This window comes from Hydrogenophaga sp. (genome assembly GCF_011772445.1).
Lineage (GTDB): Bacteria > Pseudomonadota > Gammaproteobacteria > Burkholderiales > Burkholderiaceae_C > Hydrogenophaga.
In genome coordinates, this window is the sequence record NZ_WVZN01000046.1 from 18909 (window position 1) to 38197 (window position 19289).

13 protein-coding genes are annotated in these 19289 nt (G+C 71.9%); 6 read left to right on the forward strand and 7 right to left on the reverse strand.

Going from position 1 to position 19289, the window contains the following annotated elements; all coding sequences use genetic code 11:
- Positions 1–47: 47 nt before the first annotated feature.
- From GTO19_RS19075 to GTO19_RS19085, 3 genes are all read left to right on the forward strand, one after another.
- Positions 48–515, forward strand: a complete 468-nt coding sequence (locus GTO19_RS19075) for a hypothetical protein (RefSeq protein WP_291023697.1) — start codon at positions 48–50, stop codon at positions 513–515.
- A gap of 108 nt (positions 516–623) precedes the next feature.
- The gene (locus tag GTO19_RS19080; RefSeq protein ID WP_291023699.1) at positions 624–2168 is read left to right on the forward strand and encodes a PAS domain-containing methyl-accepting chemotaxis protein; all 1545 of its coding nucleotides are present in this window, start codon (positions 624–626) and stop codon (positions 2166–2168) included.
- A gap of 7 nt (positions 2169–2175) precedes the next feature.
- The gene (locus GTO19_RS19085; protein ID WP_291023702.1) at positions 2176–5895 is read left to right on the forward strand and encodes a CHASE domain-containing protein; all 3720 of its coding nucleotides are present in this window, start codon (positions 2176–2178) and stop codon (positions 5893–5895) included.
- Between the two features lie 17 nt (positions 5896–5912).
- Here the strand turns inward: GTO19_RS19085 and GTO19_RS19090 are convergent, their stop codons facing one another.
- From GTO19_RS19090 to GTO19_RS19110, 5 genes are all read right to left on the reverse strand, one after another.
- Positions 5913–7934, reverse strand: coding sequence for a PAS domain-containing sensor histidine kinase (locus GTO19_RS19090; RefSeq protein ID WP_291023705.1), 2022 nt, complete (start codon positions 7932–7934; stop codon positions 5913–5915).
- A gap of 103 nt (positions 7935–8037) precedes the next feature.
- Positions 8038–9717 carry a SulP family inorganic anion transporter gene (locus GTO19_RS19095; protein ID WP_291023707.1) on the reverse strand — a complete coding sequence of 560 codons (1680 nt, stop codon included), beginning with the start codon at positions 9715–9717 and terminating at the stop codon, positions 8038–8040.
- 40 nt (positions 9718–9757) lie between these two features.
- On the reverse strand, positions 9758–11083 hold the full coding sequence (locus tag GTO19_RS19100) for a sulfatase-like hydrolase/transferase (protein ID WP_291023710.1): 1326 nt from the start codon (positions 11081–11083) through the stop codon (positions 9758–9760).
- A 7-nt stretch (positions 11084–11090) separates the two neighbouring features.
- Positions 11091–12056 carry a tripartite tricarboxylate transporter substrate binding protein gene (locus GTO19_RS19105; RefSeq protein WP_291023712.1) on the reverse strand — a complete coding sequence of 322 codons (966 nt, stop codon included), beginning with the start codon at positions 12054–12056 and terminating at the stop codon, positions 11091–11093.
- A gap of 31 nt (positions 12057–12087) precedes the next feature.
- Entirely contained in the window at positions 12088–13050 is a 963-nt protein-coding gene (locus GTO19_RS19110; RefSeq protein WP_291023715.1) for a tripartite tricarboxylate transporter substrate binding protein, read from the reverse strand.
- A gap of 132 nt (positions 13051–13182) precedes the next feature.
- Here GTO19_RS19110 and GTO19_RS19115 point away from each other — a divergent pair, with 132 nt between their 5' ends.
- Genes GTO19_RS19115 through GTO19_RS19125 form a run of 3 tightly spaced genes read left to right on the forward strand, consistent with a single transcriptional unit; the run spans position 13183 to position 16371 of the window.
- Positions 13183–13689 (forward strand): MarR family winged helix-turn-helix transcriptional regulator, encoded by a 507-nt coding sequence (locus tag GTO19_RS19115; RefSeq protein WP_291023717.1) that lies wholly within the window; start codon positions 13183–13185, stop codon positions 13687–13689.
- Positions 13689–15602 (forward strand): SLC13 family permease, encoded by a 1914-nt coding sequence (locus tag GTO19_RS19120; protein ID WP_291023720.1) that lies wholly within the window; start codon positions 13689–13691, stop codon positions 15600–15602. The genes GTO19_RS19115 and GTO19_RS19120 overlap by 1 nt, the downstream gene beginning before the upstream one ends.
- Positions 15603–15615: 13 nt before the next feature.
- A complete protein-coding gene (locus tag GTO19_RS19125) occupies positions 15616–16371 on the forward strand; it encodes a YoaK family protein (protein WP_291023722.1) in 756 nt (251 codons plus the stop codon).
- Positions 16372–16382: 11 nt separating this feature from the next.
- On the opposite strand, the gene GTO19_RS19130 is transcribed toward GTO19_RS19125, so the two are convergent.
- On the reverse strand, positions 16383–17459 hold the full coding sequence (locus tag GTO19_RS19130; protein ID WP_291023724.1) for a calcium/sodium antiporter: 1077 nt from the start codon (positions 17457–17459) through the stop codon (positions 16383–16385).
- A 108-nt stretch (positions 17460–17567) separates the two neighbouring features.
- On the reverse strand, positions 17568–19256 hold the full coding sequence (locus GTO19_RS19135) for an FAD-dependent oxidoreductase (RefSeq protein WP_291023727.1): 1689 nt from the start codon (positions 19254–19256) through the stop codon (positions 17568–17570).
- Between the last annotated feature and the right edge of the window lie 33 nt (positions 19257–19289).

Genomic DNA, 19289 nt, shown 5'->3' on the forward strand with positions numbered 1-19289 from the left:
GATTTCCCCGCAGCGCCGCGGCGGCGCGGCGCGCACCATCGCTCGCCATGGACCAGGAGATCGACATGCACAACCCGAGCTTGCCGCTGCCGCAGGACGACGCCCTGGTGGTGCTCGCGGTGTGTCCGCGTGGCCAGATCCTGGAGGACGTGCGCGCCCAGGTCGCCTCCTGGCCCGTGGCGGCCTGCGTGCGCTGGACGGCCGACCCGATCGACGCGCTGCGCATCGCCTTGCTGCACCCCCCGGTGCTGGTGGTTGTCGACGCGCGGCTCGATCGCGCGGGTGGCCGGGCGCTGGTGAGCCAGCTGGCGCGCTGGCGCGCCGATCTGGAGGTTTTTGCCTTCGACGACCCGCCAGCCGAGGGCCTGCGCGCCCAACCCAGCCTGTGGCACTGGTCGGAACTGCCGCGCGTGCTGCGCTGGTGGGCGCGGCGCCACCTGCTTCAGCTGCCGCGCGCCCCGCTGTTCGACAGCCGCCCGCCCGCCGACTTCGACTCCCTGGCGCGCGCCGCCTGAGGCGCCGCGCGGCGCCCGGGTGGCCTCCCGGCCGTCGGAATCCGGGTTTCCTGACACAAGCTGGTCGTTTTTCCGCCGAAAGCCCTGGCATCCCCACTGGAGACCCCCATGCGCAACAACGGACCCGTCACGCAGCGCGAGTACCCGATGCAGGAAGGCCAGACCCTGGTCTCCACCACCGACCTCAAGAGCCGCATCGTCTACTGCAACCCCTCGTTCGTCGAGGTCAGCGGCTACGAGCGCGAGGAGCTCATCGGCCATCCGCACAACATGATCCGCCACCCCGACATGCCGCAGGAGGCCTTCCGCGACATGTGGGCCACCATCCAGGGCGGCCATCCCTGGTCCGGCCTGGTGAAAAACCGCCGCAAGAACGGCGACCACTACTGGGTGCTGGCCAACGTGACGCCGGTCATCGACGGCGGGCGCACCACGGGCTACATGTCGGTGCGCACCAAGCCCACGCGCGAACAGGTGCAGGCCGCCGAGGCGCTGTACGCCCGCATGCGCGAGGAGGCCGCCGCCGGACGCCCCGTGCACGTGCTGGCCGCCGGCGAGCTGCAGCGCCGCGCGCCCCTGGCGCGCCTGGGGCGCGCGGCGCAGTGGGTGTTCGCGCAGCGCACCTCGCTGTCGCTGCTGGCCATGGGCGCGGCCGGCGCCCTGCTGGGCGCGTACCTGCCCAGCCACGCCGCCGCCATCGGCATCACCAGTGTGGCCGCGCTGGCCGCGGGGGCCTGGCTGCAGCGCCGGGGCGACCAGCCGCTGGGCCGCATCCTTCAGTCGGCCAACCGGCTCGCCGCCGGCGACCTGGCCACGCGCCGCGCCGACAGCGCCAGCGGCCTGATCGGGCGCATCCACCGCGGCCTGTCCCAACTCAACGTGAACCTGCAGGCCGTGGTGAGCGACGTGCGCACGCAGGTCGAGGGCATGCACCACGCCACGCGCGAAATCAGCGCGGGCAGCGCCGACCTCAGCTCGCGCACCGAGGCGCAGGCCAGCAACCTGCAACAGACGGCGGCCTCGCTCGAACAGATGACGGCCACCATCAAGGCCAACGCCGATTCGGCGGGCCGCGCGGCCGAGCTGGCGCGCGAGGCGCGCGGCCAGGCCGAGCGCGGTGGCGAGGCCATCGAGGCGGTGGCGCGGCGCATGGCCGACATCCAGTCCGCCAGCGAGCGCATCACCGAGATCGTGGGCGTGATCGATGGCATTTCCTTCCAGACCAACCTGCTCGCGCTCAACGCGGCAGTGGAAGCCGCGCGCGCCGGCGAACACGGCCGCGGTTTCGCCGTGGTGGCGGGCGAGGTGCGCTCGCTGGCGGCGCGCGCGCGCGAATCCGCGAAAGAGATCAAGTCGCTGATCCAGGCCTCGCAGCAGCAGGTGCAGGCCGGCGCGCAGCTGGTGGGCGAGACGCGCGTGACCGTGCAGGACAGCGCCGGCAGCATCGGCCGCGTGAGCGCGCTGGTGGCCGAGATCAGCGCCGCCTCGAACGAACAATCCCAGGGGGTGAGTCAGGTGAACGCGGCCGTGGCGCAGTTGGATAGCCTGACGCAGCAGAATGCGGCCATGGTCGAGCAACTCTCCGCGTCCGCCGCCTCGCTGGCGACCCAGGCCGCCACCGTCACCGAGACCGTGCGCGTCTTCAAACTCTGAACGCCGCATGCAGATCTGGCGCGTCGACTCCCGCTCCTGGTTGTGGGTGTGCCTCACCATCGTGTGCGGCGGCCTGCTCACGGCCGCCGCCGTGGCGCACCGCGAGCGCGCCAATGAAGCCTATGTGAAGGCCCGGTTCGAACAGCAATCGCGCGAACTGGCCGACGACATCGCGCAGCGCTTCGACCTCGTCGAACACGGCCTGCGGGCGGCGCGCGGCGTGGCCCAGCAGGCCGGGGAGTACGGACTCGACGTGGCGGACTTTCGCGACTACATCCGCTCGCGTGACCTCGAACGCGAGTACCCCGGCGTGCGCGGCTTCGGTTTCATGCGCCGCGTGCCGGCCGGCGGCGAGTCGGCCTACCGCGCCTTGCGCCAGCGCCTGGGCGTGGCGGACGCACCGATCCGCAGCCACGAGCCGAACACGGGCGAGCGCATCGTGGTCGAGCTGGTGGAGCCACTGGAACGCAACCACCAGGCGGTCGGCCTGGATGTCGCGCCCGAGCCGGGCCGCCGCGCCATGGCCAGCGCTGCCGTGCAGCGCAACCGGCCGCTGATGACGGGCCCGACGACGCTGGTGCAGGCCCCCGGGGCGCCCGCCTTCGTCGTGATGCTGCCGGTGTTTCGCCGCGGTGCGCCCATCGACACCCCGCAGGCCCGCGACGCGGCCGCCTACGGCTGGGTCTATGCGCCGCTCGTGTTCGGCGAGGTGATCGACAGCCTGGCCCTGCATGAGAAGCACCTGGCGCTCACGCTCACCGACATCACCGAGCCCGAACGGGCCGAGCCCTTCTTCAGCACGGCGGCCCTGGGAGAAGCGCCGCAGGCCGGTGCCGCGACCCAGGCCCTGCTGCGGGTGCCGTTCGGCCGCTCCTGGGCCATCCACACGGAGGCGCGGCCCTCTTTTGCCGCCCAGTTCAACCTGCCGAGCCCGGCCCTGGTGGCCTGGATCGGGGCGCTGGGCACCCTGCTGGTCGCCGCGCTGCTGTGGCTCTGGCTGAGCCTGCGCCGCCGCCACCGCCTGACTGCCGAACTCAACGCCCACCTGGAAGAGCGGGTTGCCGAGCGCACGCGCTGGCTGGAGGACGCCGAGCGCTTCCAGCGCACGGTGCTCGATGCCGTGCCGTCCATGATCAGCTACTGGGACCGCGATCAGATCAACCGGGTGGCCAACCGCGCCAACCTGCGCTGGCACCGGCCCCGTGGCGGCGCGCTGGCCGGCTTCAGCGTGCGCGAGGCCGTGGGCGAGACGATCTACGAGCGCCTGCGGCCACGGATCGAGGCCGTGCTGGACGGCCGCCAGCAGGTGTTCGAGGTGTCCGTGGCCAACCCCGCCACGGGCGAGTCGCGCGAACTGCGGTTGAACTACCTGCCGGACGCGCGCCACGGCGTGGTGCACGGCTGGTACGCCATCGTCGACGACGTGACCGAGCGCAACCGCAACCGCCGCGAACTGGAGGCGGCGCTGGCGCTGCAGGCCACGGAACGGCGGCGCCTGGAGAGCATCCTGACCGGCACCAACGCCGGCACCTGGGAATGGAACATCCAGACCGGCGAGGCGCGGTTCAACGAGCGCTGGGCCGAGATGCTGGGCCACGACTACGACGAGCTGCGGCCCTCGCACGTGACGGCCTGGGCAGACCACGCGCACCCGGAGGACCTGGCCCTGGCGCGCCAGCGCCTGCGGCGCCACATCGAGGGCGAGCTGCCGTTCTACGAGTGCGAGGTGCGCATGCGCCACGCCGATGGCCACTGGATCTGGGTCCTCGACCGCGGCCAGTTGCAGACGCGCACCGCCGACGGTGAACCGGAATGGATGTATGGCACCGCGCAGGACATCAGCGCGAGCAAGGCCATCGAGCAGAGCCTGCGCGAAGCCACGCGCGCGGCCGAGGCCGCCAGCCAGAGCAAGAGTGCCTTCCTGGCCAACATGAGCCACGAGATCCGCACCCCGCTCAACGCCGTGCTGGGCGTGGCCCACCTGCTGGCCGACACGCCGCTGGACGCCCAGCAGCGCGCGCTGCTGGCCAATGCCCAGACGGCGGGCCGCTCGCTGCTGGGCATCGTGAACGACGTGCTCGACCTGGCCAAGATCGAGGCGGGCGAAATGCGCCTGGCCGACGAGCCCTTTGCGCTCTGCGGCCTGCTGCGCGAGGTGGAATCGGTCTACGCGCTGCCGGCGCGCGAGAAGGGCCTGACGCTGTCGCTGCGCGTACCCGACGACGTGCCGCCCTACGTGAGTGGCGACGCCGCGCGGCTGCGCCAGGTGCTCGTCAATCTGGTGGGCAACGCACTCAAGTTCACGCAGCAGGGCGGCATCGTCATCAGCGCCGAGGTGCTGGGCGGCGGCGAGGGCCCGCAACTGCGCCTGAGCGTGCGCGACAGCGGCATCGGCATACCGCCCGAGGTGCAGGCGCGGCTGTTCCAGCCCTTCACCCAGGCCGACGAAACCACCACCCGCCGCTTTGGTGGCACCGGACTGGGCCTGTCCATCGTGCGCCGCCTGGTCGAGCTCATGGGCGGCGAGGTGGGGCTGAACAGCGAACCCGGCCGCGGCAGCGAATTCTGGCTGCGCGTGGCGCTGCGCCCGGCCGAGGCCTCGGACCTGCCGCAGCCCGCGCCGGCCCCGGCGTCCAGCGACGCCCACAGCCTCGCGGGCCTGACCGTGCTGCTGGTGGACGACAGCGAGATCAACCTGGACATCGCGCGGCGCATGCTGGAGCGTCAGGGCGCGCGCGTGCAGACCTGTGGCGATGGCGAACAGGCCCTGGGTTGGCTGCGCGCCTCGCCGGCCGCCTTCGACGTGGTGCTCATGGACGTGCAGATGCCCGTGATGGATGGCCTGGAGGCCACCGACCGCATCCGCAACGACCTGCGCCTGGTGGACCTGCCGGTGATCGCGCTCACGGCCGGCGCGCTGGCCGACGAGCGCCGCCGCGCGCTGCAGGCGGGCTTCACCAACTTCCTGGCCAAGCCGATCGACCCCGAGGAACTGATCGAGGCGGTGCGCCGCGCCGCCTCGGCGCGCCGGGCCACGACGGCGCCCGCGCCGCTGGCGGTGCCCGCCGAGCCGCGGCCGGTCCCGCAACCACCGGGGCCAGCGGGTTGGCCGGCCATCGACGGCATCGACATCAAGGCCGCGCGGCGCCAGCTCGGTGGCGACCACGTGCTGTTCCAGCGCCTGCTCACGCGCCTGCTGGCCGAACACGGCGATTGGGCTGCGCTGACACCCGACGTCGCCACCGGCTGGGACGCAGCCGCCCGTGCGGTCTGGCGCGCCCGCGCCCACCGTTTGCGCGGTAGCGCCGGTGTGCTGGGGGCTCAGGGCCTGGCCCGCGCAGCCACCGCGCTGGAGGCCGCGCTGGAGCCGGGCGCCGACCCCGCTCCAGCCACGCCCGCGCTGGCCGCCGTGCGCACCGCGTTCGACGCCGTGCGGGCTGCCGCGCCCGCGGACGGGGCGGTGAAACCACCGCCCGTGTCGGCGGCACCCGCCAGTGAAGCCGAGACCGCCGCGACCGCCGCGCGGATCGAGCGCCTGGCCGAGCAACTGCAGGCGCAGGACCTGGACGGCGTGGAGACCTTCGAAGCCTGCCGAGCCGCGCTCGCGGTGCGGCTCGGTGACGAGCGTGTGCGGGCGCTCGCGCGGGCCATTGACGACCTGGATTTCGCTGCCGCGCGGCGCCTGCTCGACGACGCGCTGGGCGCGCGCGACGGCAGCACCGCCTGAGGCGCCGGCCGACGGCCTCACTCCGGCGCGCAGGGCTGGTGCAGCCGCTCGATCAGCCGGTCGATCGCCTCCAGCAGGTCCTCGCCGGTGTTGGGTTTGTCGATCAGCTCGGTCACGCCGGCCGCCGAGGCCTCGCGCCGCAGCTCGGCGCTGATGTGGCCCGAGGTGATGGCCGCCGCGACGCCGGGGTGGCGCTCGCGCAGCGCGCGCACCAGCTCCACGCCGTTCATGCCGGGCATGGAGTAGTCCAGGATCGCGAGTTCGTAGTCCACCTCGTCGTGTCGCACCGCGCGCAGCGCCTCGATGGGGCTGGTGAAGACGCGCGGTTCGTGCCCCGCGCGGCGCAGCAGGCGCTGCATCAGGTCGGCGATGAGCTCGTCGTCGTCCACGTAGAGGATGCGCGTGCCGCGCGCCGCCGGCGTGGCGCGCGCGGGGCCCGGCACGGCAGGCGCTTCCCCTTCGCCCGCCTCCAGGGCCGCCGCGCGGAAATACAGGTCGAACACCGTGCCCTCGCCGGGCCGGCTGCGCACCTGCACCGCCGCCTGGTGGTCGCGCAGGATGCCGTGCACCACCGCCAGCCCCAGGCCCGTGCCTTCGCCCGGCGGCTTGGTGGTGAAGAAGGGCTCGAACAGGCGGGCCATGGTGGCCTCGTCCATGCCCACGCCGTTGTCGCTGACGCTCAGGCGCACGTTGAGCGCGGGCCAGTCCTCGGCCGGTCCCTGGGCCAGCACCACGCCCGCGGCGGCGGGCGGCGGGCCGGCGTGCGGCTGCAGTTCGATCTGCAGGCAGCCGCGCGAGCGCTCGGGCATGGCCTGCCAGGCGTTGGTGCACAGGTTCAGCAGCACCTGCTGCAGTTGCGTCGGGTCGGCCAGCACGTAGGGCGTGTCGGGGTCGCACAGCACGCGCAGCTCCACGCCCTTGGGGATGGTGGCGCGCAGCAGGCGCACCGATTCGTCCACCACCGACTGCAGCGGCATCACGCGCCGCTGCAAGGCCTGGCGCCGGCTGAAGGCCAGGATGCGGCGCACCAGTTCCTTGGCGCGCGCGCCGGCCTTGAGGATCTCGCCCACGCTCTCGGCCACGGCAGGCATATCGCGCGCGTCGTCCAGGGCCAGGCGCGCGTTGCCCAGGATGGCCGCGAGGATGTTGTTGAAGTCGTGCGCCACGCCGCCGGCCAGCGTGCCCAGGGCCTCCAGCTTCTGCGATTCGCGCAGCTGCGCCTCCAGTGTGAGGCGCTCGTCCTCGGCCTTGCGGCGGTCGCTCAGGTCGAAGTCGATGCAGAAGATCTCGACGCCGCGCTCGGGGTGCTCGGTGATGATCTCGCTGGCGTGCACCTCGACCGTGCTGCCGTCCTTGCGCAGCAGCCAGTGCACGCCGGTGTTGAGCGTGGCGCGGCCGTCCAGCGAGCGGTGGAAGTTGCGGTCGAAGCTGCCACGCAGCGCCGGCGGAATCACCAGCTCCAGCATGCTGCGGCCGATGGCTTCGTCGGCGCGGTAGCCGTAGACGCGCTCGGAGCCCTTGTTCCAGTAGCGCACCACCATGTCGGGCCCGTAGGCCTGCACGGCGACGCTGGGCAGGCTGTCGAAGATGCGGCGGAAACGGTCGTCGCTGGCGAGGTCGAGCGAACGCGCGCGCACGCTGTCAGTCACGTCGCTCACCAGCACGGTCCAGTGGACGCGGCCATCGGGCTGGGGGCGCGGCTTGCCCATGCCGCGCAGCCACTTGTGGCGGCCCTGCGCGTCGACGATGCGCCACTCGTGCGCCCAGGGGGTGCCGCGCCGGGTGGCCTCGCGAAAGCCGCCGCGCAGCAGGCGGCGCTGCTCACGCGGCGCCATGAGCCAGATCACCGCCTCGTGCGCGAGGATGGTGCGCGCGTCCACGCCCCACAGGTCGACGCAGCCTTCGCTGATGTAGACCAGCGCGCCCTGGCCCCGGGCGTCGAAGTCGTAGCGCAGCAGCGCGCCCTGCACGAGCTGCGCGAACGCGTCGAGCTGAGCGAACTCGTCTGAAGCCTCCGCGGATCCGTGAACGAGGTTCAACCGTTCCTCCGAGCGGGTGTGAGCACCGGGCTGTTTCGAAATGTACGACCAACCGCCATTTCGGCGCGACCGCGCCGGTCTTGAGCCGATCGACAGGTCGGCGTCAGTTCGTGGGCGCGTGCCCGGGGCCGACGAGGGCGCCCCCCGCGATCGCCTGCAGCGCCTCGGTCTCGGTGCGGTAGAGGTGCAGGCGCTCGTTCGGGTCCAGGTGGCCCGCCGCGGCCAGCACGCGTTCCACCGGCAGCTTCACGCCCACGAGGTGTAGGTGCACGCGGCGGTCGTCGAGCTGCTCGCGCAGGCGGCCGAAGGCCTCGGCGCCGGTGGCGTCGATCCAGTTGATGGGGTGGGCGATCAGCAGCACGTGCTGCGTGCCGGGGTAGACCTGCAATTGCTCGGCCACGGCGCGCTCCAGCGCGTTCGCGGTGGCGAAATCCAGCGCGGCGTCCATGCGCAGGGCATACAGGCGCGGGGCCAGTGGCGGCAGTTGCCACAGGTGGCGGTCGCGCAGGCTGCCGTCGGGGTGCAGGCCCACCTCGATGATGCGCGGGTGCAGCCGCAGATAGAGGAAGTGCGTGAGCGCCATCACCACGCCCGCCAGCACGCCCCAGTACAGGCGCGGCGCCGCCAGCAGGGTGATGGCGAAGGTGGCACCGGCGATCACCGCCTCCACGCGCGACAGGCGCCACAGGCGCACGAAGGACGCCGGTTGCAGCAGGCCCCACACCGGCAGCACCACGATGGCCGCCAGCACCGCCAGCGGCACATGGTGCAGCAGCGGCATGGCCACCAGCAGCGCCACCGCCACCACCACCACCGAGAACACCGTGGCCCAGCCGGTGCGCGCCCCGGCATAGAGGTTGAGCGCCGAGCGCGAGAACGAGGAACTGGTGGGCATGGCGCCGGAAAACCCGGCGGCGAGCTTGGCCAGGCCCTGGCCGATGAGGTCCTGGTCCTGGTTCCAGCGCCGGCCCTGGCGCGCGTTGTCCACCTTGGCGCTGCTGGCCGTTTCCAGAAAACTCACCAGCGTGATCATGAGCGTGGGCAGCACCAGGCCGCCGAGGGTTTCCCAACCGGGCCAGCCGGGCAGGAACGGCGCCGGCAGGCCCTGAGGCAGGGTGCCGATGACCGCGCCGCCGCCTGCCTCGAAGCCGATCGCGCGGCTCACGCCGGCGCTGATCAGCACCACCGCCAGCACGGAGGGAAAGCCCGGGCGCAGGCGGCGCACGCCGATCAGCGCGGCCAGCGACAGCAGTCCGAAGGCCAGGCCTGGCGCGTGCCAGCCGGCCTGTTCGGCAATGGCGTGCCAGCTGCGAAAGCCGGTGAGCGCCGGCAACTGCGAGGCGATGATCAGCACCGCCGCGGCCTGCGTGAAGGCCATGAGCACCGGCGAGTTGACGAGGTTGAGCAGCCAGCCGTAGCGCACCAGGCCGAGCAGCACCTGCAGCACGCCCGACAGCAGCGCCAGCCAGACCGCGAGTTGCACCCAGTCGGCGCTGCCTGGCGTGGCCAGCGGCGTGAGGGACGCGCTCACCAGCAGGCAGGTGAGGGCCGTGGGCCCCACCGACAGGCGCGGCGAGGCCGAGAAGAGCACGGCGATGAGCGCCGGCAGCAGCGCGGCGTAGATGCCGGTGATCAGCGGCATGCCGGCGAGCGCGGCGTAGGCCACGCCTTGCGGGATCACCATCAGGCCGACGGTGAGGCCGGCGAGTGCCTCGTTGCGCAGCAGGGCCGCGTCGGGGCGCGGCCAGTGCAGGAAGGGAAGCAGGCGGTGCCAGCGGGTCATGGGGGCGATCGTAGCGGGCGCTTGGGTGCGCCCGCCCGACTCAACGCTGCGGCATGTCCTTGTAGGAATAGCCCAGGCTCACCGTCGCGTCATCGGGAATGGCGGGCATGGTGCCGTTCCAGGCCTCCCAGCGCGCGCGCATGGCGGCCAGGCGATCGGGCTCGCGCGTCGCCAGGTTGGCGCGCTCGCGCGCGTCGCTGGCGATGTTGAAGAGGTAGTCATGGCCGTCCACGCGCAGGTACTTCCAGTCGCCTTCGCGCAGCGCGCGCTGGCCCCGGTGGTTCATGCGCCAGTGCATGGGGCGCTCGATGCGCTGCTGCGGATCGCGCCACACGGGCAGCAGCGAGACGCCGTCGGGCGCGTGCGTGTCGGCCGGCGCCACGCCGGCCGCGTCGAGCAGCGTGCGCGAGAAGTCCATGCTCATGCCGTGCTGCGCGGTGCTGCCGCCGGCCGGCACCTGGGCCGGCCAGTGCACGATCCAGGGCACGCGGATGCCGCCCTCGGTGAGGTCCATCTTGCCGCCCACCAGGGGCCAGTTGTCCGAGAAGCGCTCGCCGCCGTTGTCGCTGGTGAAGACGACGATGGTGTTGTCGGCCAGGCCATGGCGCTTGAGCGCGTCCATGATCCAGCCGATGCCTTCGTCCATGTGGTGGATCATGCGGCGGTAGCTCTCCACGTTGCCGCCGTGCAGGTGGAACAGGTTCTTCGCCACGTCCGGCGCCACGTGGGCGTCGTCGCGCGTTTCCCAGGGCCAGTGCGGCGCGGTGTAGTGCAGGCTCAGCATGAAGGGCGTGCCGGCCTTGGCGCCCTCGGCCATGCGGTCCACGTAGTCCACGGCGCGGCGGCTGAGCAGGTCGGTGAGGTAACCTTCTTCGGCCTTCTCCTCTTCACCGAACCACAGGTCGTGGTCGCCGGTGCTGGCGCAGTGGGTGAAGTAGTCCACGCCGCCGGCCATGGGTCCGAAGAACTCTTCATAGCCCGAGCGCAGCGGCCCGAAGGCCGGCGGGTAGCCCAGGTGCCACTTGCCGATGAGGGCCGTGCGGTAGCCCGAGGCGCGCAGCAGCGAGGGCAGGGTGGGGTGCTCGGGCGGCAGACCCAGGGTCTGGCTCTTGCGGGCCTTGCTGTTGATGGGCTCCTCGGCCGCGCCGCGCAAGCGGTACTGATAACGCATGGTCATCAGCGCAAAGCGCGTGGGCGAGCACACGGGCGAATTGGCATAGCCCTCGGTGAACAGCAGACCGCCGGCGGCCAGCGCGTCGATGTTCGGTGAGACGCGGCCGAAGCCGGCTTGGCGGCCGCCGTAGCAGCCCAGGTCGGCGTAGCCAAGGTCGTCGCAGACGATGTAAAGAATGTTGGGGCGGCTCATCTCGAGATCATTCCACTTTCATGCCGGTGGCCTTCACCAGCGCGCCGTAGCGCGCGTTCATGTCGGCCAGGCGTTTGCTGGCCGCGGCACCGGTGAGGCCTTCGGAGAACAGGTCCAGGCTGGCCATGCGGGCCTTGACGTCGGGGCGTTGCAGCGCGTCGGCGATGGCCTTGGCGATCTGCTGCACCAGCGCGTCGGGCGTCGCGGCGGGCGCCATCACCAGGTACAGCACCTCCTGCTCGAGGCTCGTGAGGCCGAGCTCGCCCACGGTGGGGATCTCGGGCGCGAGGGTGGAGCGCTGGCGGCTGGTGACGGCCAGGGCGGTGATCTTGCCGGCCTTCACGTGCGGCAGCATGCCGGGCGTGGCGAGCGTGCCGCCGTCGACCTCGCCCGCCAGCACGGCCGTGACGGCCGGCGTGTTGCCGCGGTAGGGGATGTGGCCCAGCTTGTGCTTGGTGGCCTCGGCGAACACCTCCACCGCCAGGTGGCCCGGGCTGCCGCTGCCGGCCGAGCTGAAGTTGAAGTTCTTCGACTTGCTCTGCTCCACCAGTTGCGGCAGCGTCTTCAGGCTGGTGGACGGGTGCACGCCGATCAGCAGGCCCGAGGAGGCCATGATGATCACGGGCTTGAGGTCCGTCGGCTTGAAGCCCTGGTTGGGGTAGAGGTGCGGGTTGATGGTGAAGGTGGTGTCGATGCCGAACAGCAGGGTGTTGCCGTCGGGCGCGGCCTTGGCGGCGTCGGCCGCGCCAATGTTGCCGGCCGCGCCAGGCTTGTTGTCCACCACGAAGCTCTGCTTGAACTGCTCCTGCAGCACCTGCGAGACGGAGCGCGCGAGGATGTCCGAGGGGCCGCCGGCGGGGAAGTTGTTCACGAAGCGCACGGTCTGCGTGGGCCAGTTGGCCTGCGCGTGCAATGCGGGGCTGGCGAAGGCGGCGGCGAGGGCCAGGCCCAGGAAGGCGCGTCGTGCGGTCATGAAAGAGAACTCCTTGGATCGAAACGGATGCTCAGTCGAGCTGGATGCCGGTGGCCTTGATCGGGGCCTCCCAGCGCTTGAGGTCGGCCGCCTGCGCGGCGGCCAGTTCGGCGGGCGTGGAGCCCACGGGCTCGTAGCCCAGGCCGAGCAGGCGCTCGCGCAGGGCGGGCGCCTTCACCGCGGCGGCCACGGCCTTGGAGAGGCGGTCGCGCGCGGCGGGGTTCATGTTGGCGGGGCCGTACATGGCGAACCAGGCGGTGGCCACCATGTCGATGCCGCTTTCCTTGAGCGTGGGCACCTCGGGCACCTGCGGGTCGCGTTGCGCGCCCGTCACGGCCAGGATGCGCACCTTGTTCGTGCGGTGCAGTTCGGCGGTTTCGGAGACGACGTCGAACTTGTAGTCGATGTGGCCGCCCAGCAGCGCGGTGTTGGCGGGGCCGCCGCCCTGGAAAGGCACGTGGTTCAGTTTGGCCCCCACCTGCTGCTCGAACAGCACGCCCATGAAGTGCGGCAGCGTGCCCAGACCCGGCGTGCCGTACGAGGCCACGCCCGGCTGCGCCTTGGCCATCTGCACCATGTCGCCGATCTTCGTGGCCTTGCTGGCCGGGCCGGCCACCACGCCAAACTGGAAGTTGGCGATCAGCGAGACCGGCGTGAAGTCCTTCACCGCGTCGTAGTCAAGCTTCTTGTAGACGTGCGGGAACAGCACCATGGGGCCGCTGGGCAGCACGATCACGGTCTGGCCATCGGGCTCGGCGCGCTTGACCTGGCCGAGTGCGATGCGTCCGCCCGCGCCGGGCTTGTTCTCCACCACGATGGGGGCGTACTGGTCCCTCAGGTGCTCGCCGAGCAGGCGCGCCAGGGTGTCCGCCGAGCCACCGGGCGGGAAACCCACCACGATCTTCAGCGGGGTCTTGTCCTGCGCGAAGGCGCTGCCGCCCACGGTGAGGGCGGCGAGCAGGCTGGCGTGGATGAGTCGGCGGGTGAGGGTCATGGTCTTGTCTCCGTTGTGTGGTGTCGATGCAGGCACAGGCCGCGGGTGGTCCCGCTTGGAATCGGCCATGCTAGGGATTCACAATCGATTGCAGAAATCAACCGTACTACGGGATTACCCTCGGTCCCTGCCATGCCCGCCCCCGACACCCTGCTCAATCCCGCGCGCCAGGCCGACTTCCTGCTCTACCGCCTGTACCGCATCCACATCACCGCCGGGCGCAAGGTGGTGCAGATGTGCGAGGAGCGGCACGGCATGACGCGGCGCGAATGGCGCGTGCTGTCCTTCCTGGCCGAGAACGAGGGCGTGCTGTCGTCCGAGCTGGCCGAGCGCGCCATGCTGGACCGGGCGCGCACCTCGCGCACGATCACCTCGCTGGCGGGCAAGCGCCTGATCGAGCGCCGCCCCAAGCCGCACGACCGGCGCGAGGTGCAGATCTACCTGAGCGAAGAGGGGCGGCGCGTGCACGGCGACATCTTTCCCCGCATCGCGGCGATCAACCACGCGCTGGTGGAGGGGCTTTCACCGCCGCAGCGCCAGGCGCTGGACGCCATGGTGGCGCACGTGCAATCCAGGGCCGACGCCCTGATCGAAGGGGCCGCGCCCCTGGCGCGCGACAACCCGGACGACGAGCTTTGATGACCGGCAATCAGATCAGCGTTCTGGCGATTCTCGGTCTGGTGGTGGGCCTGTTCCTGTGGGGCCGCTGGCGCCACGACCTGGTGGCGGTCAGCGCGCTGCTCGCCTGCGTCCTCACCGGGCTGGTGGAGCCCGCGCAGGCCTTCCAGGGCTTTGGCCACCCGGCCGTGATCACCGTGGCCTGCATGCTCATCATGAGCCGCGCGCTGCAGACCTCCGGGGCGGTGGAGGTGCTGGCGCGCCGCGCCCTGCCCGACAAGGCCGGGCCGGTGCTCAGCCTGGCCGCGCTGATGGGCGTGGGCGCGCTGCTGTCGGGCTTCATGAACAACGTGGGCGCCATGGCCCTGCTGATGCCGGTGGGCATCAAGCTGGCGCAGCGCCTGAAGCTGCCCCCGGGCCAGGTGCTGATGCCCCTGGCCTTCGGCACCATCCTGGGCGGCATGACCACGCTGATCGGCACGCCGCCCAACCTCATCGTGGCCGGCTTCCGCGCGGGGCTGGACGGAGGGCCGGGACCCTTCGCGATGTTCGACTTCGCCTGGATCGGGGTGCCGGTGGCCGTGCTGGGCGTGCTGGCCATCGCGCTGGTGGGCTGGCGGCTGGTGCCCCGGCGCCAGCCGGCCGGCATGGAGGGCTTCGACACCGCGGCCTACCTCACCGAAGCGCGCCTGCTCGAGGACGGCGCGTCCGTCGGCAAGACCCTGGGCGAGATCGAGGCCGTGCTGGAGAAGTCCGGCGCGCAGGTGGTGGGCCTGGTGCGCCACGAGATGCGCATCACCGCGCCCAGCCTGCAGCGCGTGATGCGGGCCGGCGACATCCTCGTCATCGAGGCGGCGGCCGATTCCCTGTCCTCCGTGCTGTCCTCGCTCGGGCTCAAGCTGGAAGAGTCCGTGCGTCCGCCCGCGCGCGAGGAGGAGGAGGGCGAGGGCGGCGGTGCCGATCCGGCGGAGGCGGCCCAGGCCGCGGCGACATCGGCCGACGAAGGCCGCGATGAAGGCCGTGACGAAGGCGAGTCGGACGGCGAGCGCGCATCGGACAAGCCGCGCGGCGATGCCGCAGAGATTGCCCTGATGGAGGTGGTGGTGCTGCCCGGCTCGGCCCTGGTGGGGCGATCGGCGAGCGACATCGGCCTGCGCACGCGCCACGGCCTGAACCTGCTGGCGGTCTCCCGACAGGGCAGCCGCTCCATCGAACGGCTGCGCGCCATGTCCCTGCGCGCGGGCGACATCCTGCTGCTGCAGGGGCCCACGGCCGCCATGACGGAGTTCGCCAGCGAAGCGGGCTGCGTGCCACTGGCCACCCGCGACCTGCAGATCCCCAACCGGCGCAAGGCCATTCAGGCCTCGCTGGTGATGGCCCTGGCCGTGGGCGTGGCGGCGCTGGGCCTGGTGCCGGCGGCGGTGGCCTTCATGGGCGGCGTGCTGGCCACGCTGGTGCTGCGCACGCTGCCCCTGCGCATGGCCTACGAGTCGATCGACTGGCCGGTGATCGTGCTGCTGGGCGCGCTGTTCCCGCTGGCCAACGCCATGCAGAGCACCGGCGCGGCCGACCTGATGGCCCGCGCGCTGATGGACTGGGTGGCGCGCGGAGACCCGGTGATCGCCCTGGCCACGGTGCTGCTGGTGACCATGTTCCTGTCGGACCTGATGAACAACGCCGCCACCGCCGCGGTGATGTGCCCGGTGGCCATCGGCAGCGCCGCCACGCTGGGGGTCGACGCCGACCCCTTCCTCATGGCCGTGGCCATTGGGGCCTCCTGCGCCTTCCTCACGCCCATCGGGCACCAGAACAACACCATGATCCTGGGGCCGGGTGGCCTGCGCTTCGGCGACTACTGGCGGCTGGGCGTGCCGCTGGAGGCGCTGGTGGTGGCGGTCAGCCTGCCCTTGCTGCTCATCGTCTGGCCCTTGTGAACTGGATACCGCCATGCCCTTGCGCTACGCCCGCTTCCTCGTTGGCCGAGACCGCACGGTGGCCGCCAACCGGCAGGTCGGCTGGCTGCTGGCCTTCGTGGCCGGGGCCATCAACGCGGGTGGTTTCCTGGCGGTGCGGCAGTACACCTCGCACGTCACGGGGCTGGTCTCGTCCGTGGCCGACCACCTGGTGCTGGGCGAAGGCCAGCTGGTGGCCGCGGCCCTGGCGGCGGTGCTGGCCTTCCTGCTGGGCGCCATGTGCTGCGCGGTGATGGTCAACTTCGCGCGCCGGCGTGCCCTGGCCAGCGAGTACGCGCTGCCGCTGCTGCTGGAGGCCCTGCTGATCCTCTGCTTCGGCCTGATGGGCGCCTGGCTCGCGCGGTTCGAGGGCCTGCTGATCCCTGCCACCGTGGCCCTGCTGTGCTTCATCATGGGCTTGCAGAACGCGGTGGTGACCAAGCTGTCGAACGCGGTCATCCGCACCACGCACATGACGGGCGTGGTGACGGATCTGGGCATCGAGCTGGGCAAGCTGCTGTACTGGAACCGGGTGAAGGACATCACCCCCTTCGTGCGCGCCGACCGCGAGCGCATGCGCGTGCTGGGCGGGCTGCTGGCCGCCTTCGTGGGCGGTGGCGTGGTGGGCGCCTACGGCTTCAAGCGCCTGGGCTTCGGCTTCACGGTGCCGATCGCCGTCGCGCTCACGGTGGTGGCGCTGGTGCCGCTGTGGGACGACTGGCGCGGTCACCGGCCCCCGCCCCGCGCCTGAGGCGCGGCGGATCACGGCCGCGGCGTATGCCGCAGCATCACCGCCACCAGGGTGACGACGGTGAGGGGCACGACGAAGCTGAGCATGGCGACGGAAAAGGCGCCGAGGGCGGCGTGGTCCTGCGCGGCGAGGATGAGATAGGTGACGTAGGCCAGGTAGTAGCCCACGAACACCGCCCCCTCCCAGCGCGCGATTTCCCGGCCGGTCATGAACACGGGCAGGCAGGCCAGCGAGACGGCCAGCATGACCCAGAGGTCAAAGGCCAGCACCGAGGCCGGCACCTGCAGGCCGCCCACGCCGGCCACCAGGCCGGAGATGCCCAGGCAGCCCAGGATGTTGAAGGTGTTGCTGCCCACCACGTTGCCGACCGCGAGATCGCGCTCGCCCTTGAACGCGGCCATGAGCGAGGTGGCGACCTCGGGCATGGACGTGCCCAGGGCCACCACGGTCAGGCCGATCACGAGTTCGGACAGACCCAGGTGCTGTGCGAACACCACCGCCGCTCGCACCAGACCCTCGGCACCCAGCACCAGCAGCGCCAGGCCCACCACGATGAGGCCGATCTGCACCGGCGGTGTCGAATCCCAGGCACCGGCGGTCGCGGGCTTCAGCTCGGCGTCGTAGTCGCCCTGCGCCTGCCGGCTCTCGCGGCGCGACTGCACCACCAGGAACACGGTGTAGGCCACCATGGCCGCGGTGAGCATGGCCGCTTCGTACCAGCTCACGCGGCCGTCCAGTGCGAACAGCGCCAGCAGCAGGGCCGCGCCGATCATGATGGGCACTTCCTGGCGGACCAGCTGGACGTGCACCACCAGCGGCGTGATCAGGGCCGACACGCCCAGGATGAAGAGCACGTTGAGCACGTTGCTGCCGACCACGTTGCCGATGGCGATGTCGCTCTGGCCGCCGGCCACCGCGCCGACCGACACCGCCAGCTCCGGCGAACTGGTGCCGAAGGCCACGATGGTGAGCCCCACCACCAGGGGCGACAGCCCGAAGGAGAGCGCGAGCTTCGAGGCGCCGCGCACGAGCAGTTCGGCGCCAGCGATGAGGCCGACGAGGCCGGCGATAAACAGCAGCAGGGTCATGGCAGGACGGGCGTGGTTGTGCGTGCGGTGGATCGTGCCACGCCCGCGCGCCCGACCCAAGCGCTCATGGCGGGCCCGCCCTTGTCGTCGACACGGGCGGGCGGCCGCTCATGCGCCAGCGGCCACCCGCTGCCAGAGCTTGCCCGGGTCCGCGGCGGTCGTTCCGCGCCACGCCACCACCTGGTCCGGCCGCACCAGCAGCACCGTGTCGCCCAGCGCCTCGTGCGCCTCGGGTTCGTTGCACAGGCGCAGCTTCACGTCGAGGCCCACCGCCGCGCCGGACGCGGCCAGGGCCTGCGCCGCATCGCGCCGCGTGCCCGGCGCCAGCACCGTCCACTCGAAGCCAAGTTCGTCGTACAGCGAGCGCTCGCCACCCAGCCACACGTGCGGCAGCCGCCCACCGGGGCAGGTGCTGGCCTGGTAGTCGTTCGCGCTGTCCGGTGGCGGCGCACCGCCATCGCTCACGACGATGGGCGAGTCGTCGTAGCGCTCGCCGAACGTCACGCCCGGGATGTTGAACTCGCGCCGCACGTGCGCGTTGAGCACCTCGCTGGCGTGTGCGCGCAGCGCCTCGCCTTCAGCGCCTTCGGCTTCCAGCGTGGCCGTGGTCTGGAACAGGCCGATCGAATCGGCGAAGCCGCGCGCGTAGCTGGTGTTGCGCAGGCCGATGGGGCGGCGTTCGGTCTCGTAGCTGTCGAGCAGCGCGGGGCTCGAATGCCCCTTCACCACCGAGGCGAGCTTCCAGCCCAGGTTCACCGCGTCGCCCACCGCGGTGTTGTAGCCCAGCCCGCCCGTGGGCGTGAACAGGTGCACCGCGTCGCCGGCCAGGAACACGCGGCCCTGCTGGTAACGATCGGCCACCAGCGAGTGGCCCGCGATCCAGGTGCCGGTGGACAGCACCTCGATGGGGATGTCCATGCCGCTGGCCTGCGCGAACAGGCGTTTCGCGTCGTCGTGCGTCCAGTCGGACGGGTCCTCGTGCGCGTGCACGGCGGCGTGGAAGGCGAATTCGCCCTGGCCGTCCACCGAGGCCATGAACACGCGCCGCTCGTGGTTCACGCTGACGTACATCCAGGCCAGGTCGTGCGGCAGGGCCTGATAGAAGGTGGGCGCGCGCAGGTAGACCGCGAACATTCGCCCCCCCATGAACTGGCGTTGCACGCCCGTGGCACCGCCATAGGCAATGCCCAGGGCCTGGCGCGCCACGCTGCGCGCGCCGTCGGCGCCCACCAGGTAGCGCGCGCGCACCGTCACGGCGGGGCCGCCATCGCCGGCCGGCGCCACGCGCGCATGGACGCCTTCGTCGTCCTGATCGAAGTCCACCAGTTTCCAGCCGAAGGCCACGGGCCGGCCGGTGCGGGCCTCCGCGTGTTCGCGCAGCACCGCCTCCACGAACTTCTGCGACACGCGGTGCGGCAGCTCGGCCGCGTTCCAGGCGCCGCGCAGGCCGCGCACGTGCTCGCTGGCCTGCGCGGCCGTGGGCAGGCGCAGCCGCGCGAGCTCGTGCGTGGCGAAGCGCGTGAAGTAGGCGATGTCGGTGGGGTGGTCGCCCGGCAGGCCCAGGGCGCGGATCTGGTCGGCGATGCCGATGCGGCGGAAGTGCTCCATGGTGCGCGCCTGCGTGGCGTTGGCCTGCGGGTTGAAGGCGGTGGTGGCCTTCGGGTCCACCAGCAGGCAGCGTATGCCGCGCAGGCCCAGTTCGTTGGCGAGCATCAGCCCGCACGGGCCCGCGCCCGCGACGAGCACGTCTACCTCGATCCTTGCGCCACTGCGCTGCGCGTCTTGCAACTCCTTCACCGGTTCTCCTCTGTTCGTTGTTGGCCGATGTGC

What these genes read in the sequence shown, in the direction of transcription:
- GTO19_RS19120 (WP_291023720.1), top strand. Translation starts at nt 13,689, where the DNA reads ATGACCGGCAATCAGATCAGCGTTCTGGCGATTCTCGGTCTGGTGGTG.
- GTO19_RS19085 (WP_291023702.1), top strand. Translation starts at nt 2,176, where the DNA reads ATGCAGATCTGGCGCGTCGACTCCCGCTCCTGGTTGTGGGTGTGCCTC.
- GTO19_RS19125 (WP_291023722.1), top strand. Translation starts at nt 15,616, where the DNA reads ATGCCCTTGCGCTACGCCCGCTTCCTCGTTGGCCGAGACCGCACGGTG.
- GTO19_RS19105 (WP_291023712.1), bottom strand. Translation starts at nt 12,056, where the DNA reads ATGACCGCACGACGCGCCTTCCTGGGCCTGGCCCTCGCCGCCGCCTTC.
- GTO19_RS19130 (WP_291023724.1), bottom strand. Translation starts at nt 17,459, where the DNA reads ATGACCCTGCTGCTGTTTATCGCCGGCCTCGTCGGCCTCATCGCTGGC.
- GTO19_RS19110 (WP_291023715.1), bottom strand. Translation starts at nt 13,050, where the DNA reads ATGACCCTCACCCGCCGACTCATCCACGCCAGCCTGCTCGCCGCCCTC.
- GTO19_RS19115 (WP_291023717.1), top strand. Translation starts at nt 13,183, where the DNA reads ATGCCCGCCCCCGACACCCTGCTCAATCCCGCGCGCCAGGCCGACTTC.
- GTO19_RS19095 (WP_291023707.1), bottom strand. Translation starts at nt 9,717, where the DNA reads ATGACCCGCTGGCACCGCCTGCTTCCCTTCCTGCACTGGCCGCGCCCC.
- GTO19_RS19075 (WP_291023697.1), top strand. Translation starts at nt 48, where the DNA reads ATGGACCAGGAGATCGACATGCACAACCCGAGCTTGCCGCTGCCGCAG.
- GTO19_RS19080 (WP_291023699.1), top strand. Translation starts at nt 624, where the DNA reads ATGCGCAACAACGGACCCGTCACGCAGCGCGAGTACCCGATGCAGGAA.
- GTO19_RS19100 (WP_291023710.1), bottom strand. Translation starts at nt 11,083, where the DNA reads ATGAGCCGCCCCAACATTCTTTACATCGTCTGCGACGACCTTGGCTAC.